This window comes from Bradyrhizobium sp. UFLA05-112 (assembly GCF_053572325.1).
In genome coordinates, this window is the sequence record NZ_JBANBK010000026.1 from 12,649 (window position 1) to 35,486 (window position 22,838).

General features: G+C 60.5%; 25 protein-coding genes and 1 tRNA gene. 10 read left to right on the plus strand and 16 right to left on the minus strand.

Going from position 1 to position 22,838, the window contains the following annotated elements; genetic code table 11:
- The first annotated feature begins 143 nt into the window (after window positions 1-143).
- Window positions 144-1,064 carry a non-homologous end-joining DNA ligase gene (gene ligD / locus SO180_RS17145; protein WP_449380010.1) on the plus strand — a complete coding sequence of 307 codons (921 nt, stop codon included), beginning with the start codon at window positions 144-146 and terminating at the stop codon, window positions 1,062-1,064.
- An 87-nt stretch (window positions 1,065-1,151) separates the two neighbouring features.
- On the opposite strand, the gene SO180_RS17150 is transcribed toward ligD, so the two are convergent.
- Together SO180_RS17150 and SO180_RS17155 are read right to left on the minus strand one after the other, a co-directional pair.
- Entirely contained in the window at window positions 1,152-1,817 is a 666-nt protein-coding gene (locus tag SO180_RS17150; RefSeq protein WP_449380011.1) for a recombinase family protein, read from the minus strand.
- 98 nt (window positions 1,818-1,915) lie between these two features.
- A complete protein-coding gene (locus tag SO180_RS17155) occupies window positions 1,916-2,428 on the minus strand; it encodes a DUF5681 domain-containing protein (RefSeq protein WP_449380012.1) in 513 nt (170 codons plus the stop codon).
- Window positions 2,429-2,708: 280 nt separating this feature from the next.
- Here SO180_RS17155 and SO180_RS17160 point away from each other — a divergent pair, with 280 nt between their 5' ends.
- The 4 genes from SO180_RS17160 (at window position 2,709) to SO180_RS17175 (ending at window position 7,868) form a co-directional block, all read left to right on the plus strand.
- Window positions 2,709-3,404: a hypothetical protein gene (locus tag SO180_RS17160; RefSeq protein WP_449380013.1), complete on the plus strand. Its 696-nt coding sequence runs from the start codon at window positions 2,709-2,711 to the stop codon at window positions 3,402-3,404.
- A gap of 209 nt (window positions 3,405-3,613) precedes the next feature.
- Window positions 3,614-4,006, plus strand: coding sequence for a hypothetical protein (locus SO180_RS17165; protein ID WP_449380014.1), 393 nt, complete (start codon window positions 3,614-3,616; stop codon window positions 4,004-4,006).
- 66 nt (window positions 4,007-4,072) lie between these two features.
- Window positions 4,073-6,520 (plus strand): DUF3631 domain-containing protein, encoded by a 2,448-nt coding sequence (locus SO180_RS17170; RefSeq protein WP_449380015.1) that lies wholly within the window; start codon window positions 4,073-4,075, stop codon window positions 6,518-6,520.
- 247 nt (window positions 6,521-6,767) lie between these two features.
- Window positions 6,768-7,868, plus strand: a complete 1,101-nt coding sequence (locus SO180_RS17175) for a tyrosine-type recombinase/integrase (RefSeq protein WP_449380016.1) — start codon at window positions 6,768-6,770, stop codon at window positions 7,866-7,868.
- A gap of 201 nt (window positions 7,869-8,069) precedes the next feature.
- Here SO180_RS17175 and SO180_RS17180 read toward each other — a convergent pair whose 3' ends face one another.
- Window positions 8,070-9,065: an HNH endonuclease gene (locus SO180_RS17180; protein WP_449380017.1), complete on the minus strand. Its 996-nt coding sequence runs from the start codon at window positions 9,063-9,065 to the stop codon at window positions 8,070-8,072.
- Window positions 9,066-9,177: 112 nt separating this feature from the next.
- Window positions 9,178-11,157, minus strand: a complete 1,980-nt coding sequence (locus SO180_RS17185) for an ATP-binding protein (RefSeq protein ID WP_449380018.1) — start codon at window positions 11,155-11,157, stop codon at window positions 9,178-9,180.
- 333 nt (window positions 11,158-11,490) lie between these two features.
- Between SO180_RS17185 and SO180_RS17190 the strand changes: the two genes are divergently transcribed.
- Complete coding sequence (locus SO180_RS17190; protein WP_449380019.1) at window positions 11,491-11,700, plus strand: hypothetical protein; 210 nt, start codon at window positions 11,491-11,493, stop codon at window positions 11,698-11,700.
- An 87-nt stretch (window positions 11,701-11,787) separates the two neighbouring features.
- Here SO180_RS17190 and SO180_RS17195 read toward each other — a convergent pair whose 3' ends face one another.
- The 9 genes from SO180_RS17195 to SO180_RS17235 all read right to left on the minus strand — a co-directional run bounded on the left by SO180_RS17195 (window position 11,788) and on the right by SO180_RS17235 (window position 17,077).
- Window positions 11,788-11,967, minus strand: a complete 180-nt coding sequence (locus SO180_RS17195) for a hypothetical protein (RefSeq protein ID WP_449380020.1) — start codon at window positions 11,965-11,967, stop codon at window positions 11,788-11,790.
- A 13-nt stretch (window positions 11,968-11,980) separates the two neighbouring features.
- Window positions 11,981-12,160 (minus strand): hypothetical protein, encoded by a 180-nt coding sequence (locus SO180_RS17200; RefSeq protein ID WP_449380021.1) that lies wholly within the window; start codon window positions 12,158-12,160, stop codon window positions 11,981-11,983.
- Window positions 12,161-12,892: 732 nt separating this feature from the next.
- Window positions 12,893-13,093 (minus strand): hypothetical protein, encoded by a 201-nt coding sequence (locus SO180_RS17205; RefSeq protein WP_449380022.1) that lies wholly within the window; start codon window positions 13,091-13,093, stop codon window positions 12,893-12,895.
- Window positions 13,094-13,252: 159 nt separating this feature from the next.
- Window positions 13,253-13,432 carry a hypothetical protein gene (locus SO180_RS17210; RefSeq protein ID WP_449380023.1) on the minus strand — a complete coding sequence of 60 codons (180 nt, stop codon included), beginning with the start codon at window positions 13,430-13,432 and terminating at the stop codon, window positions 13,253-13,255.
- 418 nt (window positions 13,433-13,850) lie between these two features.
- Complete coding sequence (locus SO180_RS17215; protein WP_449380024.1) at window positions 13,851-14,273, minus strand: hypothetical protein; 423 nt, start codon at window positions 14,271-14,273, stop codon at window positions 13,851-13,853.
- A gap of 97 nt (window positions 14,274-14,370) precedes the next feature.
- Window positions 14,371-15,402: a phage major capsid protein gene (locus SO180_RS17220; RefSeq protein WP_449380025.1), complete on the minus strand. Its 1,032-nt coding sequence runs from the start codon at window positions 15,400-15,402 to the stop codon at window positions 14,371-14,373.
- A gap of 84 nt (window positions 15,403-15,486) precedes the next feature.
- Window positions 15,487-15,723: a hypothetical protein gene (locus SO180_RS17225; protein ID WP_449380026.1), complete on the minus strand. Its 237-nt coding sequence runs from the start codon at window positions 15,721-15,723 to the stop codon at window positions 15,487-15,489.
- A 564-nt stretch (window positions 15,724-16,287) separates the two neighbouring features.
- A complete protein-coding gene (locus tag SO180_RS17230; RefSeq protein ID WP_449380027.1) occupies window positions 16,288-16,683 on the minus strand; it encodes a hypothetical protein in 396 nt (131 codons plus the stop codon).
- A gap of 127 nt (window positions 16,684-16,810) precedes the next feature.
- Window positions 16,811-17,077 carry a hypothetical protein gene (locus SO180_RS17235; RefSeq protein WP_449380028.1) on the minus strand — a complete coding sequence of 89 codons (267 nt, stop codon included), beginning with the start codon at window positions 17,075-17,077 and terminating at the stop codon, window positions 16,811-16,813.
- Between the two features lie 122 nt (window positions 17,078-17,199).
- On the opposite strand from SO180_RS17235, the gene SO180_RS17240 reads away from it, so the two are divergent.
- The 3 genes from SO180_RS17240 to SO180_RS17250 all read left to right on the plus strand — a co-directional run bounded on the left by SO180_RS17240 (window position 17,200) and on the right by SO180_RS17250 (window position 19,003).
- Window positions 17,200-17,643 carry a hypothetical protein gene (locus SO180_RS17240; protein ID WP_449380029.1) on the plus strand — a complete coding sequence of 148 codons (444 nt, stop codon included), beginning with the start codon at window positions 17,200-17,202 and terminating at the stop codon, window positions 17,641-17,643.
- Between the two features lie 20 nt (window positions 17,644-17,663).
- The gene (locus tag SO180_RS17245; protein WP_449380030.1) at window positions 17,664-17,849 is read left to right on the plus strand and encodes a hypothetical protein; all 186 of its coding nucleotides are present in this window, start codon (window positions 17,664-17,666) and stop codon (window positions 17,847-17,849) included.
- Between the two features lie 71 nt (window positions 17,850-17,920).
- Window positions 17,921-19,003, plus strand: coding sequence for a tyrosine-type recombinase/integrase (locus SO180_RS17250; RefSeq protein WP_449380031.1), 1,083 nt, complete (start codon window positions 17,921-17,923; stop codon window positions 19,001-19,003).
- 93 nt (window positions 19,004-19,096) lie between these two features.
- Here the strand turns inward: SO180_RS17250 and SO180_RS17255 are convergent.
- Together SO180_RS17255 and SO180_RS17260 are read right to left on the minus strand one after the other, a co-directional pair.
- Window positions 19,097-19,172: transfer RNA gene (locus SO180_RS17255), tRNA-Ile, on the minus strand.
- 314 nt (window positions 19,173-19,486) lie between these two features.
- Complete coding sequence (locus tag SO180_RS17260) at window positions 19,487-20,464, minus strand: Bug family tripartite tricarboxylate transporter substrate binding protein (RefSeq protein ID WP_449380032.1); 978 nt, start codon at window positions 20,462-20,464, stop codon at window positions 19,487-19,489.
- A gap of 107 nt (window positions 20,465-20,571) precedes the next feature.
- Between SO180_RS17260 and SO180_RS17265 the strand changes: the two genes are divergently transcribed.
- Window positions 20,572-21,546 (plus strand): TAXI family TRAP transporter solute-binding subunit, encoded by a 975-nt coding sequence (locus tag SO180_RS17265; RefSeq protein ID WP_449380033.1) that lies wholly within the window; start codon window positions 20,572-20,574, stop codon window positions 21,544-21,546.
- Window positions 21,547-21,565: 19 nt separating this feature from the next.
- Here SO180_RS17265 and SO180_RS17270 read toward each other — a convergent pair whose 3' ends face one another.
- On the minus strand, window positions 21,566-22,783 hold the full coding sequence (locus SO180_RS17270) for an ABC transporter substrate-binding protein (protein WP_449380034.1): 1,218 nt from the start codon (window positions 22,781-22,783) through the stop codon (window positions 21,566-21,568).
- Window positions 22,784-22,838 lie beyond the last annotated feature (55 nt).

Below are 22,838 nucleotides of genomic sequence, written 5' to 3' on the forward strand. Positions count from 1 at the left end.
TGAGGGTTAACGCGAGGGCACTTTCTCGAAGATTGAACCCGTCGCCCGCTGCCGTATGCTCCAGCGTCCTGGTCCAGCGGCGGGGGCCCCTCCGGCTTCATCGACCCTGCCTGCCGTCGAAGCCTGATAGCAGGGAGTTCTGTGTGGCCTTTCAGCGAAAAAGACCTGCACCCATCGGCGTCAAAGCTCCCTTTCCCGGTTTCATCGAGCCCGCGCTCGCCACCGCCGTCGAGAAGGTCCCAAGCGGCGCCCGCTGGATACACGAGATCAAATTCGACGGCTATCGGGTGCAGGTGCACATCGCGAACGAGGCGGTGAAGGTCTACACCCGGCGCGGCAACGACTGGACCAAGCGCTTCCAAAAGATCGCCCACGATGCATGGCACATCGGCCCCGGATCGGCGATCATCGACGGCGAGGTCGTCGTGCCTTCCCACGACGGCACGACGGACTTCTCGGTCCTGCAAAACGAGCTGAAGGGCAAATCGACCAAGATCGTTCTGGTTGCTTTCGATTTGCTCTATCTCAACGGCCGAGATCTGCGGAGGATGCCGCTGTCCGAGCGCAAGTCCCACCTGAAGAAGATTATCAACAGCACCGATGTGCAATACAGCGAAAGCTTCGAGGTCGATGGCAAGGAGATGTACGCGCACGCTTGCAAGGTCGGGCTCGAAGGCGTGGTCTCGAAGGTGCGCGACAGCGCCTACACATCCGGCCGGGGCAACAATTGGGTGAAAAAAAACTGCGTTCAACGGGAGGCGCTGGTGATCGCGGGCTTCGCTCTCGACGGCAACAAATGGGATGGCATCTATGTCGGTCGCCGCCAAGGCGAGGACCTGATCTATGCGGGCAAGGTGGATCACGGCTTCGACAAGGCGTCCGCCGCCGATTTGCGCGAACGGCTGACGCCGCTGATCCGGAAAACGCAGCCCTACACCAAGCGCGTCGTTCGGAAGGGCACTTGGGTTGAACCTGAGCTTCTCGCGGAGGTCGAGTATCGCGCCAAGTCCGCGCAGGGCAAGGTTCGACATCCGTTTTTTAGGGGCATCCGAGAGGACCTCTGACCTCAGTGCCGCGCCAGAGGCCGGGGCAAGGATGCACTAAATTTTCCCGAATTTTTCCCTCCCCCCGGTGGGTCGGCCGCAACGTCCCTATGGCTGCCGTTTAGCTGCGATGCCCAATCGCTTCATCACGCGCATGACTGTCATCGCATTCCACAAATCACCACCGCGCGGCGTCGGAATGTTGCGGTCGGTCAGCTCTTGCGCGATGTCGCGATATGGCATCTCCCAAATCGCCTCTAGGATGGACTTTAGCTTGGCATCGCGAGCCGCAGCGGCTTCGGCGTTCATCTTGCCGATATTGGGGTTACCGAGTACGACGCCACGCTGCTTGGCCTTCGCCAGCGCATCGCGCGTGCGTTCCGAGATCATCGAACGCTCTTTCTCGGCGAGCGCCGCATAGATGTGCAGCATGAAGGGGTCCACATTCTTGCCGAGCGCCGCGACGATGAAAGGGACGCGCTTGGTCATCAGGCCGGAAATGAAGTGAACGTCCCGGCTCAGCCGGTCGAGTTTCGAGACAACGATGGGCGCCTTGATTTGCTTAGCTTTACGCAGCGCTGCTGTGAGCTGTGGGCGCTTCTCCAGCGCGTCGGCACCTTTCCCAGTCTCGATCTCAATAAACTCACCTGCGGCATCCAGAGCTTCGCTGGCGGCGAACCTTGCGATGGCATCGCGCTGTGCTTCGAGGCCAAGGCCAGACTTGCCCTGTTTGTCCGTGGAAACACGGATGTAGCTGATGATCGGTGCTGGCACGGTCGCTCCGTAACATATAGATGGACATATAGATGTTACGAAACCGAGGAAATAGCAATAGCCGGGCTGGAAGACTTCACAGAACGAACGTTCTCCGCTCAATCCGAACCAATGGTAATCAGTCGCGTCGTGGCGTTTCCGCCGGATCCATTCCTCACGAAGCGCATCAATTCGGCGTCGGTCACTTGTTCGACCCGCGCAACCCGGTCATTCAGTTCCGCCGTCTCGTATGCCTTGATGTAGATTTCGAGCACTCTACCGATTTCCACCGCTTCACTCGGCGTGAGGTGGCCCGCTGCTACCGCCTCTGCGACGGCGGCAGCAATCTCTGCGGCATCGCGAGTGCTGGTGATCGGCGGCAGCGCGAACGTCACGGGGCGATCCTTACGCGCCGGATAAATTCGCTCAAGGCAAAGCTTGAGGGCGACTGTATCGCCCCCTAAGGCCATCTCGACGGCCTTTTGCGTCAACGCCTGCGCCTGCCCCTCAAGGAGGACCTCACATGCGAGGGTGGCATTGTTCCGCGACCCCGCCGGGCGACCGCGCGGATTGCCTGATTGGCCCTTCTGAAATCCACCAGCTTGTTTTCGGCTTGTATTAGCAAAGGACATCGTTGCCGCTCCGCTGCACCAGCTAGACGGTGGGATGTTAATACAATCCGAAACCGGGCGCGACATTCGCGCCGATACTTGCCTCGCAGAGGGCACCGAGGGCGGGGTGCCTCAGTGGACTATTGCCTATCAGAGACCTTGACGTTTGCGACCGAGGTAGCAGGCGGCGGAGGCGGGCGTTAGGATCACCCTCAGCGCGGATAGGGTAGCTCCCGAAAAGCCGGTTCCGCACCGGCCTGCCGCGTCGTCTTCATGCGGACTACCCCGTGCGGAGGGGCAAATGGCAAATGCGCGATATGTCCCGCGGGGACATATTGGATCGGAGCAAGCGCTCGTTTTAGCCGCCAAAGCCAAAAATCCCGAACGTTGGCGGGACGAGATGTTGTCCCCCAAGGAGAAGGAAATTTACGAGCAGCTGGGACGAACGCTGAACGCTGAACTGCTGGGCGATCACTTAAGGGTCATCCTTTCCAAATCAGAGCGCGAAGACTCTGCAGTCGTGGAAAGATTGTGTGATTTTGAAGATGCGGCTCGCTGGCTGCGGGAGAGCTTGCACGCGGGTGACGTCCGCGGGCGGTACTTGGACGAAAACGGCAAGTGGCACGACATTCCGGTTGAGCGGTGGGGCGCTGACGATGGATTAGACGCCCTCCTGAGGGGAAGTCTTTGGCTCGATGAGGGCAAGTTCGAGGTTTCTCGATTAGTTCTGCTCGCAGTCGATGACCTGGAAGCTCATTGCAGAACTTCCACATCCAATAGAGGAATGAGCAATCGCATCGCTCAACGTACCATCTCCGACACAAGGGCTGAGCAATTGTTCAAGGCTTGGCGGGCCCAGCGAGGACAGAACATCCCCACCGAAGCTGAGGATTGTCTCTATATGAAGTCATTTGGGGTCAGCCGTGACAGGGTACGGCTCCTCCGGGCAAAGGTCCCAAATCGCGCGCGCGGCAAGCCAAAAAATCCGCGGGCATAATACGCGGCCATAATGCGCGGCGAAATGGTCCGCGCATCTTGATCGCGGAATTCAATCTGCCGCCAATTCCAAGCTGCGAATGGTCAGCGGCTTATCTCCGCAGGATCAGTTCGCGGAACTACACCAAACACGATCTGAACCCAACCGGTCGCCGCGCTTTGAGCGCAGGACGGCGGCTGGCCCCCGCTATGGCGCTTATGGAGGCCATCATGGCCAATATCGAAGGAAAGGCCCTGACGGCGGACGACCTCGTCAAATTTCTGGCGACGAGGTTTCTGTCGTCCACAGCTGTCGGCACGCGGAATCTCCAGCTGACAATCTCCGGCGTCGAACAGCAGCTGTTGCGCGACAGGAACGGCCGCATGGAGTGGAAGCCGGTACTCGTCTTCTCCAACGGTCAGCAGTTGCCGCTCAACAAGAGCAACCTGCGCACGATCAACGAGAAGCTGGGGGATGACCCGGCAGCTTGGATCGGCGCCGTCACCAGCGTGTTCACCGATGACAGCATCACGTTCGAAGGCAAGCCCGCCCTGCGCGTGAAGGTGCTCAAGGCGGCGAAGCCGGGACCGACTGGCCCCGGCTCCGACATCCCGTTCGAGTAGTACTCCTCTGAGGAAGCCTCGATTGCCGTCGAGGCTTCCCTTCTTTCCATATGCAAGCCCGTGACGATGACGCCGACAGAAGCACGCACCAAGCTGCTGGAGCAAGGCTATCAGCCCATCCCGACCGTCGGCAAGATACCGCCGTTGCCGGGCTGGACCAAGCGCGCGCCGACGTCGGCTGGCGACATCGAGGTCTGGTCCAAACTCTATGCGGACACGAACACAGGCATTCTCTGTGTCAGCGAGCCGTGCCTGGATATCGACATTGAAGATCCCGATGCGGCCGCAGCCGTCGAGGATCTTGTGCGTGAACGGTTCGGGGAGCATGGCACGATCTGCGTTCGCTTCGGTCGACCTCCGCGTCGCGCGATCTTCTTCAAGACGTCTACGCCGTTCAAGCATGTCGAACGGAAGTTCATCGCAGTGAACGGCGACACCAAGCAGAAGGTCGAAATGTTGGCCAGCGGCAGGCAGGTCATCGTTCACGGCATTCATGATGGCACCGGCAAGCCTTACACATGGTTCGGCGCCTCGCTCTGCGAAACCCGGCGCGATGATCTGCCCGAGATCGACGAAGCCGGTACGGGAAGGCTGCTGGATGACATCGCGGAGATGCTAGCTGACCAGCACGGCTATCAACCGCCGCCGTCGCGCACGAGCCGGAGGGGCAACGGTCGCGATAGCGAGGCGGCAAGTGCCAACTGGCAAGATCTGCAACATGACATTCTCGTGGGGCATTCGCTGCACGACAGCTTGCGCGATCTCTCCTGTAAGATGGTCTGTGCCGGCATGGACCCCGGCGCCGTCGTGAATTTTCTGCGCGGATTGATGGAGCAATCGGCCACGCCGCGCGATGATCGATGGCAGGAACGTGTCTCCGACATACCGCGCCTGGTTGAAGGTGCGGTGAAGCTGAAGGCCGAAGCCAGTGCGGCCAATAGCGCCAACCGTGCCGACACTGCTGCCGAGGACGGTGCCGCGCTCCTTGACGACGTCCGGTGCTTTTTGTGTCGCTTCGTCAGTTACCCATCTGAGCACGCCGCGATTGCACACACGTTGTGGATCGCGCACACGCACCTGATGGGTGCGTGGGAGAGCACCGCGCGGCTATCGTTTCTGTCGCCCGAACCGGGATCGGGCAAGACTCGCGCGTTGGAAGTGACTGAGCCGTTGGTGCCAAGGCCGGTTCACGCTACGAACGTTTCACCGGCCTATCTGTATCGGAAATGCGGTGACGAGGAAGGGCCGCCGACAATCTTGTTCGACGAGATCGACGCGATCTTCGGGCCGAAAGCGAAAGAGCACGAGGACGTCAGATCGTTCCTCAACAGCGGCCATCGGCGCGGTGCCACCTTCGGCCGCTGTGTCGTTTACGGTACGCGTGTCGAGACAGAGGACGTGCAGAGCTTTGCCGCTGTAGCGCTGGCCGGACTGGGCTGGTTGCCGGACTCGATCATGACTCGCAGCGTGATCGTTCGCATGCGGCGGCGCGCGCCTGATGAGCGCGTTGAGGCTTTCAGGCACCGGATACACGCGCCGATTGGAAAGGAGTTGTGCCGGCGGATCGAAGGTTGGGCCCGCGCGGTTGCCGGCCAGGCCGAGGTGGCGCGGCCGGTAATGCCGACTGGGATTGAGGACCGCACCGCAGATGTGTGGGAGCCGCTACTGGTGGTCGCGGATTTGGCCAGTGGCAAGTGGCCTGATCTGGCTCGAAAGGCCGCTGTTGCACTGGTTGCCGGCGCGGCCAGCGATACTCCGCCAAGCCTGAACATCCGCCTGTTGTCCGATCTGCGGACGATCTTCATCGCGAGGGACGCGGAGGTTCAGGCAACGACCCCGAAGGGGTTACCGACCAAGCTGATCCTGGAGGCATTGCACGGGCTTGAGGATGCGCCGTGGAGCCATCTAAAAGAGCCGCTCAATGACCATTCGCTGGCGAGGCGGCTGCATGATTACGGGATCAAGTCCGATAAGCTTCGGCCTCGTGGCCAGAACCAATGCAAGGGCTATCGCCTTGCCGATCTTGGGGATGCGTGGCGCCGCTATCTTCCTTCCGCGGCCTCACCCACCTGCGAAAAAGACGTCACGAGCGTCACAAGCGTCACTGACGAGATATTTCAGGGCCTTGCCTGTGACGTCTCGGGACCAGGAAAAGTCACAAGCGGGAATGATCAGTCACACGACCGGGCAAATACCCCAGAAAAGGCGGGAGCCGTGACGGGTGTGACGGATGTGACGCCCTTCAACGAGGAAGGAGACACAGCAGAACGAGGGGCGACAAACGACGCGGACAAAGGCCTAAACCCTTGTCTCATCAGGGAACTGGCCGACTGGTATCTGGAAAACTTTGAGGAAGAGAGGCGGGCCGCCGGCGCGGTGCAGCAGGAAGCGCTGGACGCCGAGCTGCGCGCGGTTCTCGCAGATCGCGGCGTGTTCGCCGAGTTCATCGAGATCGAGTTCGAGCGCGTGATGGAGGTTGTTCACGCCCCGTTGGGACAAGTCGTCGGCAGGTAATGGAGCCAGCGATGGGCGCAAGGCAATCGACCTACCGAACAAGGGACCTCACCCAAGCCATTGTGGGGATCAGACGGGCGGGCCTTGGGGTCCGTCGCGTCGAGATTGACAGAGAGGGTAAAATCACGGTCCACATTTCCGATGGCCTGCCTGATGAGCGGGTTGGCGAGGAGAGCAAGGGGGGAACTAACGAATGCGACGCAATTCTCGACCGGATCCAGAAGCGGCAGAAGGAAGCCGGCTAAGATTGCCCGCCTACGTCAAGGGCTACATTAGCAACGGTCGGCCCTATTTCTACTATCGCCGCAATGGTGCCAAGGACGTGCGCCTTCCGGGCCTGCCGTGGTCGCCGGAATTTATGGAGGCACACGCGAAGGCTGAGGTTGCTTACAAAGCACCGGGGCCGGTGGAAATCGGCGCGTCGCGCACGGTGGCAGGCACGGTCAATGCCGGTCTCGTGGTGTACTACCAGAGCACGGCATTCTCCTCCGGGCTCTCGACCGGCAGCCAAAGCTCGCGGCGCAACCTGCTAGAACGCTTCCGCACCGAGTTTGGTCAAGTCCGCCTGAAATCGGTCGAGCGGCGTCACGTCCAACGCTACATTTCACTGCTCAAGACGCCGTCCGTTCAACGCAACATGCTCCAAGCGTTGAAGCACTTCTTCAAATACTGCGTCGATGCGCAACTGATCGGCAACAACTCAGCGGAGGGGGTGAGCAAGGCAAAGATGCCCAACACGGGCGGCTTCTATGCTTGGACCGAAGAGGATGTAAAGAAATATCGGGAGAGGCATCCGATAGGCTCGAAGGCACGGCTTGCGCTCGCGCTCTACCTTAACCTCGGTGTACGCAAGTCCGACGTGGTTCGCATCGGGCCGCGCGATGTGAAAGACGGAGTGCTGACCGATTTCCTGCCACAAAAAACGAGCCGGACCGGGGGCAAGCGCATCAACGTACCGCTAACGGCTGAAACCAAGGCAATCATCAAGGCGACGCCTATCACCGGCTCCGACACCTATCTCGTGACCGAGTTCGGCAAGCCGTTCACCGCGAACGGCTTCGGCAACAAGATGCGTGAATGGTGCGATCAGGCAGGCTTGCCGGAATGTACAAGCCACGGCTTGCGTAAGTTGTGCCTGACGCGGCTCGCTGACATCGAGGGCATGGACGTACTTTCGCTCGCTGCCATCAGCGGTCACAAGGACCTGCGCGAACTGCAAGTCTATATCGATGCGGCTGACCGTAAGCGCCGCGCACGTAGGGCAATCGAACTATTGGAAAAGGCTCAAAAGCAGAACACCAAAGTGTCTAAACGGACGAGCCGTTTAGACAAATCGACTGTAAAGTGAAGTAAGATCAAAGGCGTTTTAAGCGGGTGGTGGGCCCGGCAGTTTACGTACAAGCCAACAACTTCAACACCTTGCAGAAAGGTGGTGACCAAAAAGCCGCTTGGAGGCCATTAAGCTTTTTAACGCGCAGTCACCACCATCCCGAAGTTTTAGTGCGCGGCCAACGGAGCACCCTTGAGGCGCAAAGCCGCGACTGCGCATTTACGTGGGCCGCAAAGGATCGGCAGCTCTACGAGCAGCAGCGTTTGCGTTGATATCAGACCACTCGAAGTGCTTTGCCAGCGCGTCAAGTGACGGCCGTTTTCTTGGATCAAGGGGCAGTGAAAGGGCAGCTCCCGCAAGCGCTCCATACGTCGTACCAACCAAGCCCGCTGCGATAACGACCGTCATCGTCGCGGGATCGACCGACATCAGACCCAGATCAAAAAGCGAATGTATGTCTGCTCGCAAAAGCAAACCATTCTGCACATGGTCACTGTGATCCCCGCGATATGGGGCAACATGAGCGGCCTCTAGAGCTTCAACAGCGTCACAGCCCGTGATCGCACACGTGCCTCGGTAAGCCTCCAGCAGGGCCTTGCGGAACTTTGCTTGTCCCCGTCTGCGGACGACTTCGGCCATCGCTTTTTGACGCTGATCGGCCGCGCCCAAGTGATCAAAGTTCTCGACGATAGGAGAGGTTTCCGCTGCGGCACGATCGTGAGCTGCGTCAGCATGGTGGATGCTTCCTCCCGTAGAGAAGCCCTCCAGGATGAAGTAGCCATCCCTCCACCCCGAGACTCTAGCAAGGCCGAGAACTTCGTATTCCACGCCGGGCTTAGGCTTCGTCTGCAAGAGCACGCCGATGGGAACGCCATCGTTCATGCATTTGACCAAGCCACGATTGGTCGCCTCCCGGTCACGCTGTGCTGGGTCACGGTTCTCCTGGAAATAAGGATAGACCCAACTACCGTCTGGACGCCGCTGCACTTCTTTGTCGGCATAAGGACTCTCTAAGGTCTGGCGCACGCTAAGCGTGTATTCCGTGTAGTGAGGCTTATAGATGCCCTTCGCCTGGTTCACTAGCCGTGCGCCTTGGTCGGCGTGAGCTTGGATATCCGACCAGGTAACAGTCTGACCGGTATGGTCTCGGAACCAGCGGAGCGCCACCCCGTGCTCACCGCTCGCCTTCGCAACAGCATTATTTAGATCGGACATTAAGAATTCGCTCTCGGGAGGCTTTCCCTGTATCGTCGGCAGATGGAGCTTGGATTGCTAGATGGAAGGAAATCGAGCAGCGCTGCCACGTGGGTGAGCCGCCACAACATCATCAGCCTTCGCTTGTGATACCAAGAGTCTTGAAGAACACCGCATTGCGCACCTTCGAGTCCGCTAAGATTTTCCCGTAAGGCACGATCTCAACGAAAGCAGGGGGATCGGCCGAGTAGCCGAAGTAACCAACACCGTCAGGGGTGCGGTTGAACCGCCCTATAATGCGTTCCTCCAGCGTCGGGGTAATATCAGCGACGACATAACAATGGAATGCAGTGCTTGCGTTTACCCCGCGAATAGCCTTCCCCTTTATGTCTAGTGCGGACTTCTCGTTTCGCAGCATTTTGACGTAGAGCAACACCTGCTGCACGGGGTCGCGGCCTGAGGTGTAGTTGTCTCGCATCGGCTTCTTGAACTCGACGATCACGACAGTGTCGGAGGTTTCCCCTTCGCGCCACGCAACACATGAGTCGTAGAAAAATGCGAGGTCCGGGCGTTCCGTCGACACAACGTTGGCGTACGATGCAGCTTCCTTATCTGAAGCGAAGTATCTAAAAAATGCGAGGCGATCGTCGAGCAGCCAAAGATTATGGTCCTCGATCTCCAGTGTGCTGGAGTCCACCTTCATAGGGCATATGAGTTTGTGTATCGCTTCTTCTTTTTGGTAGTTCTGCGCCTGCGCATCCTTGAATTCGAGAAACTTCTCGAAAAGATCGATTACAGCCTTGCGCCGCGTGATGTACTCAGCAAGTGCGCCGCGCTTCTCGTCGCTGACGTATTTCGTGTACTCGTCAACCTTTTCTCTCAATGACTCGTCAATCAACTCCGACTTGGCAATATCTCGTTCGAGATTTGCGAATGACCTTTGTCGGCGGAAGCGGCCGCGTGACATCTCGACGAAAATGTCCTCTTTCTTGAACATATTCGGCTGCAGTCCCTCTGCAAACTCCTTGATGTTTGGTTGAACGTAAAGAAACTGCGGGTTCTCAGTGATGACCTCCTGCGCTACTTTCACCTTCGCGGCAAGCGCTTCCTCAACATAAGGTCGCAAGAACTCACGGGCCTCCTTCGCTATCGCCCGCTTGATAACATCGATGTCGGAGCTTTCGAGAGTGAAGCCGGTACGCTCCGAATTCACATGGCTATCGAGATATTCACCCGAGGCCGAACCCAAGTAGATAAACTCGTCTTCGAGCAGCTTCAGGCCGAGCTGGTCATCTATCGAATAGTCGATCACGGATCTGTTGTTTCCGGTAAGAAATGCGAAGTTATATCCGGTGCCATTAAATCGCACGGATTTCCTGCATTTCAGGGACCACAGATTGATCACAGCGGAGTCGCCATCGATCTCGACAGTCAGCGGCGTTGTTCTCTCGGCAACAATGCTTTCCGTAAACAAGGCTTCGATGTCGACAGGCTCGCCATCGTCGATCACGACCTTCGGAGCGTTTCCGGCAATGAAGAGCGGCACGAAGTGCGACAGCAGGCGCAGTGCGACCGACCCTTTCTTTGACGGACACTTGGTGGCAAATCGGCGCTCAAACCCTCGGAGCGAGATGCGCGTGCGCACCTGCGCGTTCGCCTCTGTTTTGCCTTCGTTGAGAATTTCGACCTGGTTTTTCTCGGTCAGGCGAAAGTGAAAGTGCCGCCGACACAGGGAGCCGTGATCGTTGTAGACACTGTCGACTTCCACTTGCTCAAACACCTTGAGCCATGCCAAGCGGCCAACCCCCTTACCGCCCCGTCGTTCTTTGTGGCGGGAGTCGGGAGTGAGAAACGAAACATAGTTCTCGTCCGTGAACCCGATCCCGTTATCCTCAATGTCGAAACCTACAATGGGCAGATCGTCCAGCTCAAGGTCGCGAAGCACCGTGACGTGAACCCGACCGAGTTTCCCGGTCTGCTCCGCAAATCTTTCGGTAATGGCATGAATACTGTTGCTAACCGCCTCCATCACCGGCATGAGCGCGGTCCGGTCGTTAGGCTTGAGTGCCAGCCGATTTACGCGGCCGACAAAATCACTTTGCAGGTCAGGCATTCCAGTTCGTCCCCAGCTTGAACTAGGAATTGTACACAACCACTGTTTGGGATGGAGAGCAAAATCCTCATTTTCCCCCGCATCTGGGCGACGTTCGCCCAAGCGGTTGAAATATTATTTCAAGGGATTTTGCCGATCTGCGGCCGCTAACGTTGGACCGCCGCCGCGCTAGGACGATGGCTCCCTTCCTATTTCCAGAACCCGCCCCCGGCCCGGCTTTAATTCCCGGCAAGCGAAAATGGCCGATCTTTAATTTGAACGCTCGTCGGCCCTGCGGCAGATACCGCCTATGACCAACCGCACAAGGCCTGCTGCTGAGTATCTTTCGATTGCATGACGGACAGTTTGCAGAGCGCCATTCAGTCGTTGGTCTGGGCCATCGAGGAGATCGAGAAGACTGGCAACAAGAAAGCCGAACATCACGCGCGCCTGGCGCTGAAGTACCTGCAGGGCAAGGTGCCTGACGAGCGCCAACGTCTCCTACTTAACTCTTCGCCGTCGTGTCGTGTGCCGCTGTCCGCTATGCCCTCAATAGCGGCATGAAAGCGGACATGGCCCGAAGTCGCAGATGGCACAGCAGCTGAAGGTCAACGTGGGCTGAAATGAAAAAGGCCGCCAACAGAGGCAGCCTTACTTCGCGGTATCGTGCGGAATACCGATCATGCTCTCCTCACGTTCGGCGAGGGCATCATATGATTGAGCAAGGTCGAGGTAACTGTTGCGGGCCTCGTGCCCTTTCATGATCTCTGCCAAAGCGCGGCATTCTTCAGCTCTGTTGCGAAGCTTTTTAGCTTCCTCAGCGTGGTCCATACCAAGCGCGGCCTTACTCCGCCGAGGGCTTGGGCCAGACGATGGGTACATCCTGTCTCAGGATCGCGTGGGAGCGGTCTAGGGCCTGATACGAGCGGCGGAGCATCTCTTGCGTCAGTTCGTCCTTCAAACGGTGAAGTTCGATGCGCTCTTGAAGGTATTTGAAAAGCCTTTCCTGATCAGCGGGCGACATAGCTCACTCCCAAGCACGCTAGCCGGGAGCATAACTCTCGTCATCGGGAACCGGTTCCGCTCAATCGTCCCAGATCAGTTCCCCGCATTGACACTTGAACACACGGATTTTTCTGCCTGTCCTCGGATCAAGCATGGATACGATCTGAACAGCCGTTGCCGAACATTTCCGACAGCGCGGAGTGGTGAGTGGTTCTTCGCTCGATGCTCGGACTTCCATGCTGCCGAGTGTGTGCCAAAGTGCACTTACCCCGCTATTAAGTGGGTTAAAAAACTAGGCCACTGCGCAAATCAAACCAGGCCACCGAGCTCGGAAACAGGCCAACGCCCCGCGCGGAATAGGAACGCAGCACGGAATGAGAACGGTCAAAGGCCCGCTTAGGGTCAAAGGCTGTCCTCGGAAGCCAGCACGCGCCTGGTCGGGTGCTCTCTCGGGAGCGGACATCGCCGCGCTCCAGGCTGAGGTCAGCCACGGGCCAGCTGCGGAAGTTGGCTTGAATGACTGAATGAAGGAAACAGCCAAGTGAGGCGGCCTTACTCTTGCGGCGGCTCTTGACGCCAGATGTGTGGAACGGGCTGCGCCAAAAGGTCATAAGCTTTTGCAAGGGCCTCTCGTGAGCGGCGGAGCTGGTCGTCTACAATAGCCATCCTCACGCGCTTCAGATTTTCGCAGTATTCAAGATAGCGCTCCAAGCGCTCCCAATCGCTCGGCAACATGCCCCTGTTCCTAGAGTTATTTCGGCGCTTGCAGCCCAGGCGAGCGCAGCCACTCAGTCATGTGCGAGCCGGTTTCCGCCTGTCGCGCCTTTCGCAGCAGCTCCTCGCGAGCCGCCCCAGGTGGAAGCGATTTGGCTTTATCACGTAGGCGAATTGCTTCTTCGGCTAGACGGACCTCAAGAGTGCTCGTTTGTTTGAACCGACGCCGCTCACTCATCGCAACCTCCAAATACGGGTCCTAATCCGTGGGGCTTAGTCGCTTGATCTAAATATACAGATGCGCGGCTGTCGGTTCCATAGTGGACACAATTCAGATTGGGCCACGGAGGTCGGAAACAGGCCAGCGCCCGATCGGGGGCCGCCAACTGAGGCGGCCTTACTGCCTTGTGTGGCGCTTCAATCGGGCGACATGCCGCGCTCTGTGCCAGATGTCGAGATCGTGCCCGTCCAGCAATTGGGTAGCCTTCTCTTTGGCTTCTTCGTCGTCGGCGCATTCCAGCTCATGCACGCCGGTAATACGCCCGTCCTCATCAAGGATGTAAGCGCGGTAGTCCATGGCAGACGTTCCCCGTGGGAACGATTATACCACCGCGCGACTGGCTGAAAAGACGGCCTGGCAACGGCCTCACAACTGCGAAACTAGCAGGGTGAAGCACGCAATCAGGGTTGCCGTGCTGAGAGTCACGACGACCAGCGCCTGTTCACTGTGGGCCTTTAACTCTTTGTCATCCATTGTGCCCAACGCCAGGTCGCGGCTCTGGTTGCAGGTCAATCCTCCGAAAAAATGAAAACACGCCACTGCGAAATTCAACTTAGGCAACTAGGGTTAAAACAGGCCAGCGCCCGATCGGGCATAAGAACAAACCGTGACCAGCACAAATTCAGAACGACCGGTGGTCTGCTATGGCTCATGAGCCGTAATATCCAGATCGAGCAAAAGTTTTCCGCTCCACCCCCGAAAGCCGACATGACGGTCAATTCACGCGCGGCAGCGGCGGCAGGTCGATGATCTTGCTGCTGCGCTCAGGGACAGTGGCTTCACTGATCTTGAGCTGCAGCTCCGCGAGCCGCGTCTCCAGCCTGGCCTGCGCAAGCTTCAATTCGCGGTTTTCCGACGTGGCGCGCGACAATTCGACTTCCAGCGCCTCGATAACGGCGTTGGTGGCGCGCGCCAGCTCAAGGACCTCGGCTTCGAGGCCCGCGATCCGCTGATCAGCAGCCGCATTGGCGATCTCGGCGCGCCCCTGGCGCTCAGGCTCGCGCTCGGTCCCGAACCGCGCTTCCTCTTCCGTGATCTCGCGACGATGCCGCTCGTTGAGGCTCTCGACACGCGGTTCAAATGTTGCGCTAGCGCACCATTTGCCTTCGTCGTCTTCGCAGACGGCAGGCTCTTCCACTGTCCGATCCGTCTCCCACCGTCCTCGCTCAATTGCAGCACGCGCCTCCGCAAGAATTTCGTCGCGTTCTTGATCGCTGTATCGGCCCATGGTTCACCTACCAATTGACGCTTTGAAGCCACGTGATGGCGCTCGGCGAACGCGGCCCCCATGTCGCGGGAATGACAAGGCGCAGGCCAACGCTGTCGGTTTGAAACGTGCTCATAACCGGGCGGGCGAACACGCCACCGATATCGACGATGTCTGCGGGTGACGACGACTCCATGTGCGACGCCATCTCGCCGCTCGCGTCGATGCGCGGTGGCTCGACCACGGTCGCGACGGCTTCAGGCACGAGGCCGACGACGGTTTTGTCCGGCAACGCCGCTGACGAGAACACCGGCCAGATGTCTCTCGGTGCCAGCATGGCAAGGCTGACGGCCTGCGCAGGCGCGGCGATCAACATCGGAGTGCCGCTACCCGAGACAGGCGCAAGGGCCTTGGCGACCTGCTGAAGGTCCGCGACCATGGCGTCGAGCGGACTGCTGGGGTTGGCTGGCGTGAGCGGCGGGATGCCGTTCAAGAGGCCGGGTGGCTGCTGACCAGGGACGCCTGGCGCGGTCGAGAACAGCAACGCATCGAGCGAAGCAGCAGTGGTCTCGACCAGCGTCTGTCGCACGATGGCTTCCGCCCGCGTGTTGCGAAGCATCTCGTTCGTCAGCACAACGATCACGGCGACCTTGTGCGGGTCGAGCAGCATGCCGGTCGTCGCGCCTTGCTGCACTGGGATAGGCCGACCTTCGCCAACCCAATTGGCGGCCGGGATCGACACGGCGGGAACGGAAAGCTGTGTCGCGTGATCGAACGCCAGCCCGAGAGAGCGCGCGATCACTTGAGCAGCAGCACTGACAGGCACGAGGCTTTCGACCAGGTGCATCGTGACGGTCATCAGTGCCGCTGCGTCGGTCGTCGATGTCGGCTGCTGCGCGGTGCGGGTAAGCAGCGGGACATTGCGATCATCCTGCCAGCTGCCCTTGGCGAGCGGCTCGCGCACCTTGCGACAAACATCGATGCAGGCGCGTGCAAGGGAGCGCATGCTCTGCTCGCGTGCGGCATCACGGTCGGGCCTAAGCGGGATCGGTGTATTCATGGCGAAACCTCATTGATTAGGACCATGATCGCACGACGCGAAGGCAGCAGATGGGTATGCGTCCCGCTATTTTCGGCTGCGCCTTCACCGATGCGTGGCGGCGTCGCGGAGCATTCGCGCGATGGCTTCGCTGATCTCGCGCCGGTCATGGACCTCGCGCGGCGGCAGCCAGCCGGTACGGACCAACAGGTCAATAACCTGGCTGCCGACCTCGATCTGTGCCGTCATGACGCCGTCGCGCTGGCGCTGCCGATAGCGTGCCTTGCGCGCCCGCCGACGCTCGGCCTTTGATGGGCGAGATGATGGCGGGCGCTGGAGCATGCGTGGCGATCCTTACGCATCATTGTCTTCTGCGGGCACGCCTCTAGCCCTTTCTCCCTTGAGATGAGGACCCGAGGTTGAAGCTTGAGCACCAGCTTCTTCCCGACCCTTCACATCACGCCCCGGTATGAGGGGGGCGGCATTCGCGCCGCCGGATACTCGGTTGCCCTTCGCCTTTCGGCGCACCGCCTTTTGGGCGGCGTCTCCGTGCGCTTTTTTCGGCGCGCACCGACGCTTTTGTTGGTAGGGAGCCATACCGGGCTCCCGCGTCGCTTTCACCGAACCGGGCTTCCCCGGTGCCGTCGGCAGTTAGCCGTCGCTCAAGGACCGGGTCGCAATTGGCACAGCGTTGCCCGGATTTGTTTGTCCGGGTTGAGCGACCCGGTCCGCTGCGTGGATAGAGCGCCACACGCGCTGCGATCATTCATGTGCGGCTTCTTCGAGAGGCCGGACGGCGGGGCAAGATCGGGAGAAGACCGCCGCTATTCTGGCCGGGCTTTTAGTTGAGCGAAGCGGGTCCACCGTGCACTTCGCGCCAATGTCCGACCGCGCGGGCGCGGTTCGTTAGTCGGCCTCCTCCTGGGTTACGGTCTCGGTGCTCTCCGTTACGGTCGCTTCCGTAACGGCTGCCGCTTTGCGCGCTCTGTAACGGCGCATGCGTTCGGCGGCGGTTGGATCGGAGGACCGCTTCGGCGGCGGGACAGACTCGCCGTCCGGCGCGGTCGGCGATGCAGGGGCCGTGTAGCTGCGCGCGCGCTGCGACCAGTAGTCCTTCACAGCGAAGTTCAAAATGTCGGTGAAGTGGTCGATGTAGGCGCAGCCGACGAAGATTTTGGCCTCTTCGCCGTAGCTGTCGGTCTGCACGAGGATTAGGTCGCCGTCCTCGATCTCGACGCGGACCTCCTCCTGCTGGTGCAGCAAGAAATAGGTCTGGCGGTTCTCGTCGCGCGGATCGGTCATCTGCTCGGTCCTGCCTCGCGGCTTTTCAGCCGGTGACCGAGCTGCTAAAAGGAGTGGCCTTGCCAGGTCCGACTTCTTTTGCTCGGTCGGGAAATTAGCGACGCCGCCCCATGGGCGGCGTTTGCGTTTACGCAGTGTTGTTCGGCTCCGCTGCAGCGACCTGAGTCGATTTGTGCGGCCGAGACCGACGCTTTGCATGCGGTCCCCGCAGGAACTGCGCGACGCGCTGATCCCACATTCTCTTCGGGACCCAAAGAAAGCTGCCGTCCTCTTCAGTGGGAATGTCGTTGCGTTCGGCGGCCCTGTAGCTTTCGGACCGGCTCCATCCGATCAGCGCGCCAGCGGCGGGGACTGAATAGTAGTGGAGCTTGCGCAGCTTGCGGCTCAGACGCATGGGGAGCTTTCCGGACAACCCGAAACGAGATTTTTAGAGTACCCCATTAATGGGGTGTGGACAACCCATCTATGAGACGCTAATGTCCCGTTCGATCCCCTAGTGAACCAAAGGGCTTAGTGATGGCACCCCGCCGAAAGAAGGCATCGGCTCCTCCCAAGGCACCGCGTCTCACCGAGGGATCGAGTCCGGGCAAGGAATATCCCTCCACTCGCGCCTTCGAGATGGCCCGCGAGTTCAAGCTCCGGCTGCCGCCCGACCTCTCGGAGTGGGTCGAGCGAAAGGCGCTGATAACCGGCCAGACGCAGAGCAGGGTGATGGTCAATGGCCTGGCCAGTCTCGACCATCTGGAAAAGGTTCAAGACTTCGGCGAGCTGCTTGAGCACTTCAGGACTACGCTGGCGAAGTACAGCGCGCGGATCGTCGTCGCCGATCTCTCTGACGATCTCTTGCGCGCGGTCGACGCGGTTTTGGAGGCGACCGATGGCGAGCTCCAGGCGCGGCTCGACAAGCTGCGCGTTATTCGCGGCGATATGCAGAAGCACGAACGGGTCGCGAAGGAATGAGCCTTCAGGCGGAGCCGAGCATGAGTAAGACGGCTGCCCGATTTACCCTTGCCGACATTGCCCGCGCGACGCGCGCGGCCAAGGAGCAGGGAGCTGAAGCCGTCGAGGTTTCGCCGGACGGTACCATTCGAGTGATCATCTCGATGGCCAAAGACGAGGCCAAGCCCGAGGCCGAGAAGCCGAAGGTTCGAGACTTCAAACTCTGACATCGAGAGGAGAGATGCCCAAGCCCAGACTTCCGTTTTTGCGCCGATGCGTCACTCAGCACGGCAAGGTGGTGTACTACGTCAAGCTGTCGTCGCGCGAGCGGGGCCGGGGTGTACGCATCAATGCTCCGTATTACAGCGAAGCATTCATGCAGGCGTACCACGCTGCGGTGCGTGGCGCGCCGATCACGAGCGCGCCGGTGGTCGCTAAGAACAGCAAGGGCACCGTGGGCTGGCTCATCAAGCTCTATCGTGAGTCGCGCGACTGGTGCCACAATCTGTCCCCTGGGACGAGAAAGCAACGCGGCCCGATCTACAAACGAATGGAAGAGCAGGCGGGTGACCTGCCGCTTTCTGCGATCAGCCGCAAGAAGGTCGAGGAGGGCATGTCGGCTCGAACCGATAATCAAGCGAGGCACTTCCTCAATGCGGTGAGTGCATTGTTCCGTTGGGCTATCGCGAACGAGCTGTTCGACGGCCGTAATCCGGCTGAGGGCATCACGCGCACCAGGAGCGGCGGCGGCGACAATGACGGCCATCTGCCTTGGCCCATCGAGCTGATCGAGAAATACGAGAAGCGCTGGCCGATCGGCTCCAAGCAGCGTCTGGTGTTTGATATTTTTCTTTATGTCGGGCTGCGGCGCGGTGATGCCGCGCAACTTGGCAGGCAGCACATCCGGCGCGGCATCGTCCACCTCATGACGGAAAAGAGTCAGGGGAAGATGCCGATCTACGTGCCGATCCATCCGGAGCTGACGAAGTCGATCAAGGCCTGTCCCTCGCCGGGCCTGGCGATCATCGCCAAGGATAACGGCACCAACTACACTAAGGAGTCGCTCGGTAACCTCTTTCGTGAGGCCGTCGAGGCGGCAGGCATCCCGGTGAGCAGGAGGGGTTCGAAGGAGAAGGGTTATAGCGCTCACGGCCTGCGCAAGGCCTCGGCGACCATCGCCGCCGAGAGCGGAGCCAGTGAGAGCGAGCTGAATGCCATGTTCGGCTGGAGCGGCCACCAGATGGCTCAGCTCTACACCAGGAAGGCTGATCGCAAGAAGCTCGCCGCGCGCGCCATGGAGAAGTGGACCCGGCCGTCGTCAGAAGACTTGGCGAGAGACTCCGAACTCGCATTTCTGCGGTTGGAGAAGGAGCGCGGCTGAGGAACGCGCCGCGAACATCGTAGTCACCACCTTGTGGGCAGGTGGTGACTTTTGGCCAAAAACCTCAATAAAATTAAGACTGGAAAGCCTGTCTGGTGGGCCCGGCAGGACTCGAACCTGCAACCAGACCGTTATGAGCGGCCGGCTCTAACCATTGAGCTACAGGCCCCGCCGCGAACGGCCGCGGGACGCGGCCGGCAACGGTGCGCGGTTCGTTTACAAGGCTTGAGCCAAGGGTGCAATGCCGGCCCCGCTCGCGCCGCCGCGGTGTGGATTGGGCAGTCTGCGGGGGACGGGCCCGATAATCCAATTTGTGCCGGTGATTTGCCCGACGTGTCAATTGGTTTCGGAAAAGACGCAGGCGGCCGTGCTGGCCCCCTTGGCTACTTTGCATGGGGTTGTTTTCGACATTTTGATTGGCGCAAGACAGGCGCGGGTTTCGACGGTAGCCGAGCCTCGCCGCGGAGCCGCAATTTCCGCCCGCTAGTCCACCGACACCCCGGCAAACTCGACCACCTTGCGCCATTTCTCGGTCTCGTCGGTGACCAGCTTGCCGAACTCGGCCGGCGTCATGGGCATCGGGATGCCGCCGGTCTCGGCCAGCCGCGCCACCAGCTTGGGGTCCTTCAACGCTTCGCCGACGGCCTTGTTGAGGAGATCGACGATCTCCGATGGCGTGCCCTTGGGCGCCGAGATGCCGTAGAAGCCGACCGATTCGAAGCCCGGCACCGTCTCCGCGATTGCGGGAACGTCGGGCACGCTCGGCCAGCGCTTTGGTGAGGTGACGCCGAGCGCGCGCACATTGCCGCCGCGTGCCTGCTCCAGCGCGGAGGGCAGGTTGTCGAAGATCAGCTGCACCTTGTTGGAGATGATGTCGGGGAAGGCGATCGCGGATCCCCGATAGGGCACGTGCACCATGTCGCATTTGGTCATCGCCTTGAACAGCTCCGCCGACATGTGCACGGACGTGCCGTTGCCGGAGGACGCATAGGAGATCTGGCCGGGATTGGCCTTGCAGTAGTCGATGAACTCCTGGACGGTCTTCACCGGCATCGCGTTGGAGACGACCAGCATGTTGGTGAGCTGCATGATGCTCGCGACCGGCGTCGTGTCGCGCAGGAAGTCGAACGGCAGCTTCTTGTACAGCGAGGTCGAGATCGCGTTGTTGGGCGCGACGAACAGCAGCGTATAGCCGTCGGGCGCAGAGTTGATCGCCGCGGCGGCCGCGATGTTGCCGCCGCTTCCGGTGCGGTTCTCGACGATGAACTGCTGGCCGAAGCGATCCGACAGCCACTGCGCCATGATCCGCGCCACGATGTCCACGGGGCCGCCCGCGGCAAAGCCGATCAGCCAGTGCACCGGGCGGTTCGGATAGTCGGCGGCGGAGGCGGGGGCTGCAACGCCGGTGAGGCTGGAAAGAAGGGCAAGACCGAAAAGACCGCGACGCAAAATTCCCAACATGACGCCTCCCGTTGTTTTATTGTCGTTGCGGCCATGCTTCCATAAAATCGTGCGGCTGCCTACATCGTCACAAGTCTAGTGTTGACGCAGCAGGTCGAGGAGCCCTCATGAAACTTTGTTCGCTGATCATGCTGGGCGTGTTGCTGTTTGCAGGCGCAGCCTCGGCTCAAAGCCAAGAGAACGGAGACAAGGCCATTTCGAAAATGACAATCAGCCTCGGCACTGCCACGCCCGGCGGCGGCTTTCCGCTCTATGGCAACGCCTTCGCCGACGTGATGAACGCGGCCGATCCCACGCTCGCGATCGCGCCGCGCAACACCAAGGGTAGCAACGAGAACATTCCGCTGCTCGAGAAGGGCGAGCTCGACCTCGCTTTGGTCGCGGGCGAGCCGGCCTATGAGGCCTTCGCCGGCATCGGCCGCGCGAAGGTAGCGCTGAAAATTCTCACGGCGATCTATTCCAATCCCGGCATGTTCGTGGTGCGAGCGGATAGCCCCTACAAGACGATCCGCGATCTCGTCGGCCAGCCCGTTGCGTTCGGCGCGAAGGGCTCGGGCCTGCCGATCCTTTCGCGCTACGTGCTCGACGGTCTCGGCCTCAAGCAGGACGAGGACTTCAAGGCGATCTATCTCGACCGCGCCGGCGACGGCCCTGCGATGGTGGAAGACGGTCGGGTCGCTGCGCTCTGGGGCGCCGGCATCGGTTGGCCCGGCTTTGCCGCGGTCGCATCAAGCGCATCGGGTGCGCGCTTCATTGCGCCTGACGCCGACGAGATCGCGCGCATCCGCGCAAAACATTCCTTCCTCAAGCCGCTGACGGTGCCGGCCGGTTCCTATCCGAAGCAGACCGAGGCAATCGCCTCGCTCGGCTCCTGGAGCTTCGTGCTGACGCGCGAGGACCTGCCCGACGACGTTGCGTATCGCCTGGCGAAAACGCTGCACGGCGTCGAGGCCGTGTTCTGCAAGAAGCTCGCGCAGGCCTGCGAGACGACGGCTGCGAACACCGTCGCGGCCGCACCGAGGCCGGAATTGATTCATCCGGGCGTGATGAAATATTTCCGCGAGATCGGCGTAGTGAAGTGACGGTTGCTCAACGCGAGCGTCACTTCTTCACCATCGCACACGCCGGATCCGGCGGGCCGAATGCCTGGTCGCCGGAAATCGTCGCGAGGATCTTGTAATAGTCCCAGGGATATTTGCTTTCCTCCGGCGACTTGACCTGCACCAGCCAGAGGTCGTGCACCATCAGATTGTCATCGCGTAAGCGGCCGTTGCGGGCGAAGAAATCCTCGATCGGCTTTTCCCGCATCTTCGCTGCGACCTTGAGCGGATCGTCGGTGCCGGTCTCCTTGATGGCGTTGAGATAGTGCATCACGGACGAATAGACTCCGGCCTGCCACATCGTCGGCATCCGGTTCATCTTGGCGAAATAGCGCTTTGCCCATTCGCGGGTCTTGTCGTCCATGTCCCAATAGAACGAGGTCGTCAGCAGCAGGCCTTGCGCGGCCTGAAGGCCGAGGCCGTGGATGTCGGTGATCAGCGCGAGCAGCGCCGCCATCTGCTGGCCGCCCTTGAACACGCCGAACTCGGCGCCGGTCTTGATCTCGTTCATGTTGTTCGGGGGGCCGGCGGCAATCCCGATGATCTTCGCCTTCGAGGCCTGCGCCTGGAGCACGAAGGAGGACAGGTCGGGCGTTGCCAGGGGCGGCCGCACCGAACCCAAAACCTTGCCGCCATTGGCGGTCACGACCGCGGACGCATCGCGCTCCAGCGAATGGCCGAAGGCATAGTCGTCGGTGATGAAGAACCAGCTGTCGCCGCCGCGCTTGACCACCGCCTGCGCGGTGCCGACCGCGAGCGCGCGGGTGTCGAACACCCACTGGATCGCATAGGGCGAGCAGAACTTGCCGTGGAAGTCGGCCGTGCCGGTCGAATGGGTGATGAACAGCTTCTTCTTCTCGTTGGCGATGTTCTGCACCGCCAATCCCACCGCCGACACCGGAACGTCGACGATGAGGTCGACCTGATCGACGTCGTACCAGCGCCGTGCCAGTGCCGCGCCGATATCGGGCTTGAGCTGGTGGTCGCCGACCACCACGCTGATCGGCTTGCCGAGCACGGTGCCGCCGAAATCGTCGATCGCCATCTGCGCCGCCGTCACCGAGCCCTGGCCGGTCGGCGTCGAGGCCGGGCCGTTCATGTCGGTGAGCACGCCGATCTTGACGACGTCGTCGGACACCTGCGCGAAAGCCGCGCCCGACAGCAGCGTCGCGGCTGCGATCGCGGCCACGACGGACAGTCCGGTTCTGCCTGGAGTCACGCTATCCCTCCCCTCACGCGGCTCGTTGGCCGCTGTTTCCTTGATCGTGGCCGGG

What these genes read in the sequence shown, in the direction of transcription:
- SO180_RS17155 (WP_449380012.1), bottom strand. Translation starts at nt 2,428, where the DNA reads ATGTCCTTTGCTAATACAAGCCGAAAACAAGCTGGTGGATTTCAGAAG.
- SO180_RS17160 (WP_449380013.1), top strand. Translation starts at nt 2,709, where the DNA reads ATGGCAAATGCGCGATATGTCCCGCGGGGACATATTGGATCGGAGCAA.
- SO180_RS17165 (WP_449380014.1), top strand. Translation starts at nt 3,614, where the DNA reads ATGGCCAATATCGAAGGAAAGGCCCTGACGGCGGACGACCTCGTCAAA.
- SO180_RS17170 (WP_449380015.1), top strand. Translation starts at nt 4,073, where the DNA reads ATGACGCCGACAGAAGCACGCACCAAGCTGCTGGAGCAAGGCTATCAG.
- SO180_RS17180 (WP_449380017.1), bottom strand. Translation starts at nt 9,065, where the DNA reads ATGTCCGATCTAAATAATGCTGTTGCGAAGGCGAGCGGTGAGCACGGG.
- SO180_RS17185 (WP_449380018.1), bottom strand. Translation starts at nt 11,157, where the DNA reads ATGCCTGACCTGCAAAGTGATTTTGTCGGCCGCGTAAATCGGCTGGCA.
- SO180_RS17190 (WP_449380019.1), top strand. Translation starts at nt 11,491, where the DNA reads ATGACGGACAGTTTGCAGAGCGCCATTCAGTCGTTGGTCTGGGCCATC.
- SO180_RS17195 (WP_449380020.1), bottom strand. Translation starts at nt 11,967, where the DNA reads ATGGACCACGCTGAGGAAGCTAAAAAGCTTCGCAACAGAGCTGAAGAA.
- SO180_RS17200 (WP_449380021.1), bottom strand. Translation starts at nt 12,160, where the DNA reads ATGTCGCCCGCTGATCAGGAAAGGCTTTTCAAATACCTTCAAGAGCGC.
- SO180_RS17205 (WP_449380022.1), bottom strand. Translation starts at nt 13,093, where the DNA reads ATGAGTGAGCGGCGTCGGTTCAAACAAACGAGCACTCTTGAGGTCCGT.
- SO180_RS17210 (WP_449380023.1), bottom strand. Translation starts at nt 13,432, where the DNA reads ATGGACTACCGCGCTTACATCCTTGATGAGGACGGGCGTATTACCGGC.
- SO180_RS17220 (WP_449380025.1), bottom strand. Translation starts at nt 15,402, where the DNA reads ATGAATACACCGATCCCGCTTAGGCCCGACCGTGATGCCGCACGCGAG.
- SO180_RS17225 (WP_449380026.1), bottom strand. Translation starts at nt 15,723, where the DNA reads ATGCTCCAGCGCCCGCCATCATCTCGCCCATCAAAGGCCGAGCGTCGG.
- SO180_RS17230 (WP_449380027.1), bottom strand. Translation starts at nt 16,683, where the DNA reads ATGACCGATCCGCGCGACGAGAACCGCCAGACCTATTTCTTGCTGCAC.
- SO180_RS17235 (WP_449380028.1), bottom strand. Translation starts at nt 17,077, where the DNA reads ATGCGTCTGAGCCGCAAGCTGCGCAAGCTCCACTACTATTCAGTCCCC.
- SO180_RS17240 (WP_449380029.1), top strand. Translation starts at nt 17,200, where the DNA reads ATGGCACCCCGCCGAAAGAAGGCATCGGCTCCTCCCAAGGCACCGCGT.
- SO180_RS17245 (WP_449380030.1), top strand. Translation starts at nt 17,664, where the DNA reads ATGAGTAAGACGGCTGCCCGATTTACCCTTGCCGACATTGCCCGCGCG.
- SO180_RS17260 (WP_449380032.1), bottom strand. Translation starts at nt 20,464, where the DNA reads ATGTTGGGAATTTTGCGTCGCGGTCTTTTCGGTCTTGCCCTTCTTTCC.
- SO180_RS17265 (WP_449380033.1), top strand. Translation starts at nt 20,572, where the DNA reads ATGAAACTTTGTTCGCTGATCATGCTGGGCGTGTTGCTGTTTGCAGGC.